Below are 10,602 nucleotides of genomic sequence, written 5' to 3'. Positions count from 1 at the left end.
GTTTTCCTGAAAGGATACGCTCCTTTTTCCCATCCACAACTTTCGGTTATATCTCCATCTTCAGGCCGCCGGCATCTCTTTAAAATTCTCTGTGACCTTTGTGAACTCTGTGTTTAATTCCCTCCCTTCTTCATGTTCTTCATGGTTAAAAAGAGCATAGAGCATGGAGCAGAGAGACCCCCGGGACTCCTCGCCATGACCTCAAATATCTCGTGCCCACTGCTCCCTCAAAACCCATTCCCCATCTGTGTCACCTGCCTGCCGCAGGCAGGTCTGTGGACTGATCCCGTCTTTCCTGAACCCTGAACCCCGAACCCTGAACCCTAAAGGGGGCCGTGGTGGAGGGGTTTTTCTATGCTCTACGCTCCATGCTCTCTGCTTCCCTCCCCCGAACCCTCTCCTCCCTCCCCATGGTGAGTCTCTTTTCCCGCTTCAGCCAAACAGGTATACTGGCGGGCACAAGACTTGGAAAGGCGGTGAGCCCATGAAACCGATGAACTCCGTTATCCGCGCCTGGGCGGCGCCGGCGTTGCTGGCCGCCGTTTTGGCCCTGGCGGCTTCCTCCGGCTGCGTCATGGCCGCGCGCAAGGAGACCCAGCGCCTGGAGGAAGGCAAAGGGCCGGTCGGCGAACTTCTTCACGGGGACGGTTCCGGCGGCGGGGAGACGCCATGACTTCCGCCGTCGCCGGCCCCGGGTTCCGGTCCGCGAGCCGGGCGCGGGCATGATCTACCTGCTGGCTTTTCTCATGAACATCACCACCGGGTTGGTCAACCTGGCCAACCCCCTGGTGGCCTTGCAGCGGTTCGGGGCCGATCCCGTGCTCTTGGGCATCCTCGGTTCCGGGCCCTCGATCGTCTACGCCCTGGGCTGCGCCGGGAGCGGATTCTGGGCCGCGCGCTTCCGCCACCGGACGCTGATCGAGGTCTCCAGTTTCTGTCTCCTGCCGGTCTTCGTTTCCATCCTCTGGGTGCGGCACTTTTACCAGTTCTTTTTCCTGGCGGCGGCGTTTTCGCTGTGCGCTTCGGTCTTCTGGCCGGCGATGATCCGCTGGGTGGGAACGGAGCGGGAGGGAAACCGCTTGCGCCGGAAGGTGGGGAACTACAACATCGCCATGATCGCCGGGGTGATGGTAGGGCCCCTCCTGGGGGGGGTGGCGATCTCGGCCGACTACCGCTACCCCTACCTCCTGGGCGCGGCGGCGGCGGGAGCGGTGCTGGGGCTTTTGTTGCTCGGGCGCGTCCGGCCCCGCGCCCCGCGCCCCGGGAGCGCCGGGGCGGCGGAGGCGGAAGAGGAGGGCGTTCCCGGGTTCGTCTATATCGGCTGGGCCGCCAACTTCGCCGCCTGGTTCGCGATCGGCCTCTCCCAGTCCCTCTTCCCCGCCCTGGGGAAAAGCCTGGCCCAGCCGCTCGGCGACCGTTTCCTGGGCATCCTGATCGCCCTCATCGCCGCGGGCGAGATCGTCGTCTTCGTCGTCCTGCGGCGGGGAGCCGGCTGGCACTACAACTTCCCCCTGCTGTGCGCCTTTCAGGCCCTGGGGGCGGCCGGCCTCCTGGTCCTAGGGCTGAACAGTTCGCCCTGGCTGTTCGTACCCGGTTTCCTGGCCGTCGGCCTCTGCGGGGGGATGACTTATTTCTCCAGCATCTACTACAGCGTCCACGGGCGGGGGGGAGGCGGTTCCCGCAGCGGGTTCCACGAATCGTTCCTGGGGCTGGGCGTGGCCCTGGGCCCGATCGCGGGCGGTTTGACCGCCCAGGGGCTGGGCCTGCGGGCGCCTTATTTCCTGGGCGTCGCCGTCTTCGGGGCCGGTATCTGCCTGCAATACCGGTTCCTGCGCGCGGCCCGCCGCCGGGCCGGGGAGGGGAAAGGGCGCTGAAGCCCGGCTTTCAGGGACGCAGCGCCAGCAGGAGCACGTTCAGGACTTCCCCCGCGATTCCCGGGGCCTTCGATTCCCGGGGCCCGGCCACGTTGAGGACGCGGGGTCCGGTCCGCCGCAGCCAGGCGCGGACGGTCCCGGCCGCCGCTTCGGGGTCGAGCTTCCGGAGGTCGACCAGGAGCCGGGGCTTGCCCGTCTCGCCGGCGGCGCGCAGGGTCAGGGCGGTCCCTCCCCGGGGTTTCCCGGAGGTGAAGACGAGGACGGCGTCGGCGTCGCGCACGTTCGCGAGCGTCCGTTCCCGGTAGGAAGAGGAGGAGAGTTCGGTCATCCGGTCGTATTCCTCCGGGAGGGGACCGACTTCGGTCCTGCGCCCGGCGGGGATGGCGCCTCCCCAGTCGAGCCCGAGGGCGCGGGCGGCGTCTAGCGCCCCGCGGTCGGCGCCCGTCTGGCCCCCGGTCACGATCTTCAACCCCCGGCGCGCCCGCGCCCCCGGTCCGCAATCCCCCGTTTTCATGAGCCCGGTCTACCATCCCGTCCGGCGGCTGTCAACCCGCGGGACCGGGCGCCGCGGGAGAAATCTGGCGGGGGAAGCGAAGAGGGGATATAATATTTCCGACCTGCGGCCGTACCAAGGAGGAGCGTATGCACTGGCTGGTGGACACGCTGCGGCATTACCCGGAGCTGGCGGTGTTTCTGACCCTGGGACTGGGGTACTGGATCGGAAACATCAAGATCGGAAATTTCAGCTTGGGCGCCGTGACCGGGACGCTGCTGATGGGGGTCCTGATCGGGCAGTTGGGGATTACGATATCGTCCGACCTCAAAGCGGTTTTCTTCCTCCTCTTCCTCTTCGCCGTCGGCTACAGCGTCGGGCCCCAGTTCTTCCGGGGGCTGAAGAGCGACGGCTTGCCCCAGGTGATCTTCGCGGTGACGATCTGCGTGATCTGCCTGGTCGTGACCTGGATCTGCGCCCGCGTGGCCGGTTTCGACGCCGGGACCGCCGCCGGGCTTTTCTCCGGTTCCCAGACCATCTCCGCCGTGATCGGGGTGGGGACCGACACCATCAACAACTTGGGGCTGCCCGCCGCCCAGGCCAAAAACCTGGTCGGGCATATCCCGGTGGCTTACGCCGTCACCTATATCTTCGGCACGGCGGGGACCGCCTGGATCCTCTCCTCCCTGGGCCCGCGGCTGCTGGGAGTCAACCTCCCCGACGCCTGCCGCAAGTACGAGTCGAAAATGTCCGGCGGCGCCGAGATGAGCGGGCTTACCGCCTACCGGCACTTCACCGCCCGCAGCTACCGCGTCGAGAACAAGGAGATGGCGGGGAAAACCGTGGCCGAGGCCGAAAAGTGCTTCGCTCCCGCCCGCGTCGACGTCGAACGGGTCCACCGGGAAGGAAAACTCCTGGACGTCGACGAGAAGACGGTGCTGCAGACGGGCGACGTCGTGGCGGTCGGGGGACAGCACCGGGTCCTGGTGGAACTGGGGGAGAAGACCTTCGGTCCCGAGGTCGAGGACCGCGAACTCCTCGACGTCCCGGTGGAGTCGATCGACGTGGTTCTCACCAACAAGCAGGCGGTGGGAAAGACCCTGGGCGACCTGGCCGATTCCGACTTTGTCCGCCAGGCCTTTCACGGCATCTTCTTGCGGCGGGTGGTCCGGGCCGGCCAGGACCTGCCTCTGGCGTCCGGGCTCAAGCTCGACCGGGGCGACCGCTTGCGCCTGGTGGGGGCGGTGCGCGACGTGGAACGGGTCGCGGCCAAACTCGGGTATCCCGACCGGGAGACGACCATGACCGACATGGTCTTCGTCGGTTTCGGCATCCTGCTCGGAGGTCTGGTCGGGGCCCTGGCGGTCAGGATCGGGGGGGTCTCCATCTCCCTCTCCACCAGCGGGGGCGCCTTGATCTCCGGCTTGATCTTCGGCTGGCTGCGCTCGGTCCACCCCACCTTCGGCCGCATCCCCGCGCCGGCGCTGTGGATCATGAACTCGGTGGGCCTGACCATGTTTATCGCCGCGGTCGGGATCGACTCGGGGCCGAGCTTCGTGGAGGGGTTCCGGGAGTTGGGCTTGAGTCTCTTCATCGCCGGTCTCGTCGCCACCACGGTGCCCATGATCGCCGGCGTCCTCCTCGGCCGCTGGGTCTTCAAGTTCGATCCGGCCATCAACCTGGGAGTGAACGCCGGGGCCCGGGTCACCACCGCCGCCCTGGGCGCGATCACGGAAGCGGCCAAGAGCCAGGTCCCGGCCCTGGGCTACACGGTCCCCTACGCCATCAGCAACACCCTCCTCATTATCTGGGGGATCGTGATCGTGCTCTTGACCTCGTGAGCGGTCCGCGGCGCCGGTGAAGAAATTCTGGCAGAGGCTGGGACTGATCTTCTTCGGGCTCTTCCTGGGCGCGCTCCTGCTGGAAGCGGGTCTGCGGGGTGCGGGCGCGATCTTCAGCGCCTTGCAGGAGCGGGAAAACCGGCGTTCCCTGGCAGGGAAGGGAAGGGAAGGGAAGGAGAAATACGTCATTCTCTGCCTGGGCGAATCCACCACCGTGATCGGCGACTATCCCCGGAAACTGGAAGAACTGCTCAACCGGTGGGCCGGCCGCGAGTGTTTCGCCGTGGTCAATAAGGGAATCCCGGCGACCAACTCCACCGCCATACTCAAGGACCTGGCCGGCAACATCGAGGAATACCGTCCGGACATGGTCATCGCCATGGTGGGGATCAACGATTATCGCGGGCGGGTCAGGGATCAGAAGGCGATGGTTCCCTGCCCGGAACTCGATGGACGGGGACCGTGGTATGCCCAAAGCAAAGTCTATAAGTTAGCGGCCGCGATAATCGATCACGCCCGCCCGCTCGTCTCCGGCGAACCGCTGGACATGGAAACGATCTATGCTCAAAACCTCGAAGCCGCGGAAAGTCCGGTTACGGTCGAGGAAGAAGACATAACCATGAAGAAAGCCCGCGAGTATTGGGACGAAGATCATTTCGCCGAAGTCGAGTTTATCTGCCGACGCCTCCTTCAGGGCGAGCCCGGCCACCGCGGAGCCCGGATGTTGTTGGTACAGGCTCTGCGGGAACAGGGAAAGGTGGAGGAAGCCCGGTTGCTGTTGGAAGGGTTGCTCGATGAGTTCCCGCGCGATACCGAAATCGTCCTCAGTCATGCCCGGTTGTTGTCGTTTTGCGAAGATTACGAAGGGGCCGCGGAAGAGTTCGCCCGGGCCGAGGAATTGAACCCCAACGCGTCATCGCCCCCGGCGGAATTGGCAATTGCCTATATGGACCTGGGCCGATTGGACCGGGCCCGGGAAGCGGCGGACCGGGCGATCGCCCTGGCTCCGGAACGCCGCCCATGGCTCGAAAAGGTGATCGAACAACGGATAAAAAGTTGCATCCAATATGGCGCATGGTCTCGGGCGATCGAATTGGGGGAGTTGACCGAGGATCTCGGTATCGAGTCGGGGGGGATACAAGCTCAAGTGGGGCTTGCCTACCATTACTTGCGCGATTTCGAACGATCCCGGGCCGCCTGCCGGAAGGCGCTCGAACTCGATCCTCGGGCGACCGTGGCTCTGGAGACGCTGGCGGCGATTTTTTATGAAGAAGACGACTTGGTCCGGAGCGAACGGTGTCTTGTAAAGGCGCTGAAAATCAACCTGGAAACTCCCGACCGTCCTCCCGGTTTGGCTTTCAACGAATTAACCAAGCTCTATGTCAACGATTCCGAATCCGGTTGGGCGAAGTTGGAAGCCCTGTGCCGAAAAGTCCTCCGGTATCGTCCGGAAAACGAGAGGGTAATGGCAACCTTCGTCGTTTGTCTCGAAGCTCAAGAAAAGTACGAGCAAGCCAAACAGTGGCGCCGGAAGGCGGCGTTTTTGTTAAACGGGCTTGCCCATCCTCAAACCGCGCGCAACTACCGCAAGATTATCGAGACGGTGCGGGAGCGAGGGATCGAGATGGTCTGCGTCCAATACCCGGTGCGTCCCCTGCGGCACCTGCAAAATTTGTTGGGCGCCTACGGGGAGGAAGTGATCTTCGTCGATAACGAAGCCGGTTTCAAGGAAGCGGTGGAGGAGGAAGGGGTCGGTTCCGTCTTCAACGATCTTTTTGCCGGAGACTTCGGCCACTTCACCACGCGGGGGGCGGAACTCCTGGCCGGGAACATCGCCCAAACCTTGATCGATTCGGGGCTGCTGGAAGGAGTACGCCGGGAAAAGGCGACGCCGGTGCCTTGAGGCTGGATCGGTGAAGGTTCGAGAAGAAGGGACGCTGGTACACGACGGGCGCCGGATACCCTACCTGGTCCGGCGCAGTTCGGGGAGGAACCTTCGGATCGAAATCATGCCCGAAGGGGCGGTGAAGGTTTTCGTGCCCCGCCGGGCCTCCTTCCGCTGGGCCGCCGCCGTCGTCAGGGAACGGGGTCCCTGGATCGCGCGCAAACTGGCGGAACAGGAAGCCCGGACCCCGGTCCCGGACCCGTCCGGAGCCGGGTTCGGCGACGAGGTTTTCTACCTGGGGCGCCGCTACCGCCTGGCGGCGGGGGAGGGCCCGGAAGCGGGGCCGTTCGGGTCCCGGTTGAAGGTTTCCCCGGGCGGCCCGGCCGGCGCTGGGGCCCGGCTCGAAGCCTGGCAACGGGTCCGGGCCCGGGAACTTTTCCCCCCCGTGCTGGCGGAGATGACGCGCCGGTTGGGTCTCGACCCCGCGGGCCGGCCGGAGTTGAGGATTCGGAACATGCGCCGGCGCTGGGGGAGCTGCACCGTCGACGGCCGGATCGCCGTCAACCTGCGGCTGATCCAACTACCGCCGTTTTGCTTCGAGTACGTGATCGCGCACGAGGCTTGCCACCTCGTACACCTTCACCACGGCCCCGGGTTTTACGCGCTCCTGGAGCGCCTGCAGCCGGACTGGCCGGCCCGGCGCGACCGGTTGGACGGGTTTCGCCTGGTCTGAGTCTATAGGGGAGGGGAAAGAGGGTTCAGGAAGGGAAAGCCCACCGCCGGACCACTCTACAGGCCCCCGCCACGGACCCTGGGGGGTTCAGGGAAGAGAAGCAGAGAGCATGGAGCATAGAGCATGGCGTAAAAAAACACCGCCACGGACCCTGGGGGGTTCGGGGTTCAGGCCCACCACCACGCCCTCTGGAGAGGTCCACAGACCTGCCTGCCGGCAGGCAGGCCTGCCTGCCGGCAGGCAGGTGACACAGATAAGGGAACTAAAATTTCACAGATTGAAAAATAGTAGGGTATTCCCACTGTCCGCCGGGCGGCATTTTCAGGCCGCCGGCATCTCTTTAAAATTCTCTGTGCCCTCGGTGACCTCTGTGGTTCAGTTCCCTCCCCTTCATGTCCTTCATGGTCGAACTACGATTACGCAGATTAGGGAAGAGTCCACAGACCTGCCTGCCGGCAGGCAGGTTTCACAGATTGGGGGACTAAAATTTCACAGATTGAAAAATAGTAGGGTATTCCCACTGTCTGCCGGGCGGCATTTTCAGGCCGCCGGCATCTCTTTAAAATTCTCTGTGTCCTCGGTGACCTCTGTGTTTAATTCCCTCCCTTCTTCATGTTCTTCATGGTAGAGAAAAGCAAAGAGCATGGCGTGACCATTGAACTGCTCCCGAGATTGCTTCGTCGTCCCGCGAGACGCGGGACCTCAAATATTCCGTGCCCTCTGCTCCCTCCCCATCTGTGTAATCTGTGGATTCATTGAGGGGCCTAGGCGGAGGGCCCTGAACCCCGAACCCTGAACCCTGAACCCTCTGATTCGTCCCCTCTAAAAATTCTCTGTGTCCTCGGTGACCTCTGTGGTTCAGTTCCCTCCCCTTCATGGTCGAGAAAGCAGAGCGCTTAGCGCAAAGCGCAAAACCTCCCTTTCCCCGACATGGCCTACATGCCTATATGGCGGATTCCCCCTCTGTGGTTCGATCCCCTCCCCGTCACGCCACGATGTTGCTCAGGAGTAGGCCAAGCGCCCTTTCGGTTCGGGCACGGTCCGCCCGAGTTCCTTGGCCGTTTCTATCCACTCTTGAACGGTCCGTTCCGCATTGGAAAGTGCTTCTTGATAGGTCCTCCCGTCGGCCATACAGCCGGGAAGTTCCGGTACTTCAGCGACGAAGGCATCATCTTCATCGCTCCAGAAGATGATGATTTCGTATCTCGATCCCATAATCAGTCCTCCAATCTCAGCTTGTATTTCAGGATCGTATTGCGGATCTGCTTGACTTGGTATGGCTTAGCTTTGTCTCTTTTGGGTTGCAGGTTGAGTATTTCCTCTACTCCATCCATGGTGAAGATATGATGATCGCCTTTGATCCGCTCGCTAAAATCGAGGTGTTTGAGCAAAGCACACAACTCGTCGAACGGCACATTCGCATCGGATTGCCGCATCAGGATATGTTGATACAGCTTCTTGTACTTCCCCATATCAATATAACGATAACACGCGTCCGCCGCTATCGTCCATACAGTCCTATACCACTCTCCGAACCCTTGTTCTCACATGTAGGCATGAAAAGAAGCATAGAGCATGGGGCAGAGAGCATCTCTCCGGAGATTGCTTCGTCGTCCCGCGAGACGCGGGACTCCTCGCCATGACATACAATTCTCCGGTCCCGAACCCCGAACCTTTTCTGCACCTGATTACTCTGATTAACTCTGAAAGGGAAAGGATTCAGAATACAGAATTCAGTATTCAGTAGCCCCCCGCGTTGCCCCCTGAAGATTTCTGCACCTGATTACTCTGATTAACTCTGATTGAGAGAGAATTCCCCCCCCTGAACCCCGAACCCTGAACCCTGAACCCTTCGCCCTGAACCCTTCGCCCTGAACCCCGAACCCTCTCTTCTCCGGGACCGAGGAAAACTTTGCGGGAGGGCAGGCGAGGGGGTATGGTAACGATCCGATGCAGCGGCAGGCCGGGAAAGGATACGTTCACGGGTACGAAACGCGGGAAGGGGACCGCCGCCGGGGCCGGGAACTGCGCCGCCCGGGGCCGCCGCCCGGCCTGGCGCGGGAGCGGCTGGCTTACCTGGTCCGGTTTCAGCACCCGGAAAAGACGGTGCCGGGCCTGTCACCGGCCGCGTCCGCGTCCGCCCTCGGTTTGGGGCCGGAAGAGTACGAAAAGATTCGGGAAGGATTTTTCGGCGCGGCGGCGGCCGCCGCCGCCGAACTCCTGGAAGAAGAAGCCGTGACCCGTGCCGCGGACGCGCTTCCCTTCCGCGCCGGTTCCACCGTGGTCGGCCTGGGCGACAGCATCACCGACGACGACGGGTCCTGGTTCGAAATTCTGCGCGAACTCTGGACGCTCCGCCGGCCCCGCGAGCCCCTGCGCTTGATCAACGCCGGCGTCTGCGGGGAGACGACCGCCCAGATCCTGGCACGTTTCCTCGAAGCCGCCGCCTACCGCCCCGACTGGATCGTGGTGCTGGCCGGCACCAACGACGCCCGCACCCTGGGCGCCGCCCCCGGCAAAACCCTGGTCGGCCTCTCCGAAACCGAGGCCAACTTCGCCGAAATCCGCCGTCTCGCCCGAACCCGGACCCGGGCGCGGACGGTCTGGCTGACGCCGCCCCCGGTGATCGAGGACCTTCCCGGCGTCCACTGGGCGCTCGGTCCCCTGGAGATCCACTGGCGGAACCGGGACGTGGCGGCGGTGGCGGACCTGGTCCGCCGGCTCCCGGAGACGGTGGTCGACGTCCGGCCCGGTTTCGGCGACCCGCCCGACCCCGGGCTTTTTCAGGACGACGGCGTCCATCCTTCCCCGGAGGGCCAGAAAGTCATCGTCCGGGCCCTGGTCGAGGGCCTGGCCGCCGCGGGAGGAGGGGAGGAGCGATGAAGGCTTCGGCCCCGATCTTCGTGGTGCAGCAGCACCGGGCCTCCACCCTGCATTGGGATTTCCGGTTGGAAGTCGACGGCGCGCTCGCGTCCTGGGCGGTTCCCAAGGGACCGAGCCCGGACCCGAAGGTGAAGCGGCTCGCCATCCGGGTGGAGGACCATCCTCTCGACTACGCCGGGTTCGAGGGGACGATCCCGGAAGGGGAGTACGGGGCCGGGGCGGTGATCGTCTGGGACCGGGGGACCTACGAAAACCTCAGCCGCCGGGACGGCCGCCCGGAGGCGATGAGCCGGGCCCTGGCCGGGGGCAAGGCGGTCGTCGATCTTCGCGGGGAGAAACTGCGGGGCGTCTACGCCCTGGTCCGGACCGGGTCCGGCGACTCCGGCTGCCGCTGGCTTCTGATCAAGGAGAACGACGCCGACGCCTCCACCCGCGACCCGGTTCGGGAACTGCCCCGCTCCGTCCTCAGCGGCTTGACGGTGGAAGAACTGGCGCGGCGGAAACGCGGAGAATCCCGCAACTAAGGGGGATAAAGATGGAATATATCTGGTTGATCGTCATCGGCGCCGTGGCCGGGTGGCTGGCGGGGGTTATCGTCCGGGGGGCCGGATTCGGGCTGGTGGGCGACATCATCGTCGGCATCGTCGGCGCCGTGTTCGGGGGGTGGCTGTTCCGGGCTCTGGGGATCGTTCCGGCCGATTCGCGCTGGGGGTTGTTCGTCACGGCCGTGGTCGGGGCGGTCGTCCTGGTCGCCGTTATTCGGCTGATCAAGCGGATCTGAAGACGGAGGGCAGGGACCCCACCGACGGGACCACTCTAGGGTTCAAGGAAGAGAGGCAGAGAGCATGGAGCATAGAGCATGGCGTAAAAAAACACCGCCACGGACCCTGGGG

At 64.0% G+C, this 10,602-nt stretch carries 11 protein-coding genes; 8 read left to right on the top strand and 3 right to left on the bottom strand.

Going from position 1 to position 10,602, the window contains the following annotated elements; translation table 11 throughout:
- Window positions 1-484 precede the first annotated feature (484 nt).
- Complete coding sequence (locus tag PLZ73_12065; GenBank protein ID HOO78608.1) at window positions 485-673, top strand: hypothetical protein; 189 nt, start codon at window positions 485-487, stop codon at window positions 671-673.
- A 49-nt stretch (window positions 674-722) separates the two neighbouring features.
- Complete coding sequence (locus tag PLZ73_12060; GenBank protein ID HOO78607.1) at window positions 723-1,874, top strand: MFS transporter; 1,152 nt, start codon at window positions 723-725, stop codon at window positions 1,872-1,874.
- A gap of 10 nt (window positions 1,875-1,884) precedes the next feature.
- Here PLZ73_12060 and PLZ73_12055 read toward each other — a convergent pair whose 3' ends face one another.
- Complete coding sequence (locus tag PLZ73_12055; protein ID HOO78606.1) at window positions 1,885-2,388, bottom strand: putative molybdenum carrier protein; 504 nt, start codon at window positions 2,386-2,388, stop codon at window positions 1,885-1,887.
- A gap of 128 nt (window positions 2,389-2,516) precedes the next feature.
- On the opposite strand from PLZ73_12055, the gene aspT reads away from it, so the two are divergent.
- From aspT to PLZ73_12040, 3 genes are read left to right on the top strand one after another with little or no spacing between them, the layout of a single operon-like run.
- Window positions 2,517-4,208: an aspartate-alanine antiporter gene (gene aspT / locus PLZ73_12050; protein ID HOO78605.1), complete on the top strand. Its 1,692-nt coding sequence runs from the start codon at window positions 2,517-2,519 to the stop codon at window positions 4,206-4,208.
- A gap of 16 nt (window positions 4,209-4,224) precedes the next feature.
- Window positions 4,225-6,111 (top strand): tetratricopeptide repeat protein, encoded by a 1,887-nt coding sequence (locus PLZ73_12045; GenBank protein ID HOO78604.1) that lies wholly within the window; start codon window positions 4,225-4,227, stop codon window positions 6,109-6,111.
- Window positions 6,112-6,121: 10 nt separating this feature from the next.
- A complete protein-coding gene (locus PLZ73_12040; GenBank protein HOO78603.1) occupies window positions 6,122-6,826 on the top strand; it encodes a SprT family zinc-dependent metalloprotease in 705 nt (234 codons plus the stop codon).
- Between the two features lie 1,002 nt (window positions 6,827-7,828).
- Here the strand turns inward: PLZ73_12040 and PLZ73_12035 are convergent.
- Window positions 7,829-8,041 (bottom strand): type II toxin-antitoxin system HicB family antitoxin, encoded by a 213-nt coding sequence (locus PLZ73_12035; GenBank protein ID HOO78602.1) that lies wholly within the window; start codon window positions 8,039-8,041, stop codon window positions 7,829-7,831.
- 2 nt (window positions 8,042-8,043) lie between these two features.
- Window positions 8,044-8,298: a type II toxin-antitoxin system HicA family toxin gene (locus tag PLZ73_12030; GenBank protein ID HOO78601.1), complete on the bottom strand. Its 255-nt coding sequence runs from the start codon at window positions 8,296-8,298 to the stop codon at window positions 8,044-8,046.
- 478 nt (window positions 8,299-8,776) lie between these two features.
- On the opposite strand from PLZ73_12030, the gene PLZ73_12025 reads away from it, so the two are divergent.
- Genes PLZ73_12025 through PLZ73_12015 form a run of 3 tightly spaced genes read left to right on the top strand, consistent with a single transcriptional unit; the run spans window position 8,777 to window position 10,490 of the window.
- Complete coding sequence (locus PLZ73_12025; GenBank protein HOO78600.1) at window positions 8,777-9,709, top strand: GDSL-type esterase/lipase family protein; 933 nt, start codon at window positions 8,777-8,779, stop codon at window positions 9,707-9,709.
- Window positions 9,706-10,233, top strand: coding sequence for a DNA polymerase ligase N-terminal domain-containing protein (locus PLZ73_12020; GenBank protein HOO78599.1), 528 nt, complete (start codon window positions 9,706-9,708; stop codon window positions 10,231-10,233). Before PLZ73_12025 ends, PLZ73_12020 begins: the two co-directional genes overlap by 4 nt.
- Before the next feature lie 11 nt (window positions 10,234-10,244).
- Entirely contained in the window at window positions 10,245-10,490 is a 246-nt protein-coding gene (locus PLZ73_12015) for a GlsB/YeaQ/YmgE family stress response membrane protein (protein HOO78598.1), read from the top strand.
- Window positions 10,491-10,602: the final 112 nt, after the last annotated feature.

The organism is bacterium (assembly GCA_035380285.1).
Classification (GTDB): domain Bacteria; phylum Auribacterota; class Erginobacteria; order Erginobacterales; family DAOSXE01; genus DAOSXE01.
Note: the sequence above shows the minus strand (reverse complement) of the source record. Positions and strands in the feature narration are given on the sequence as shown.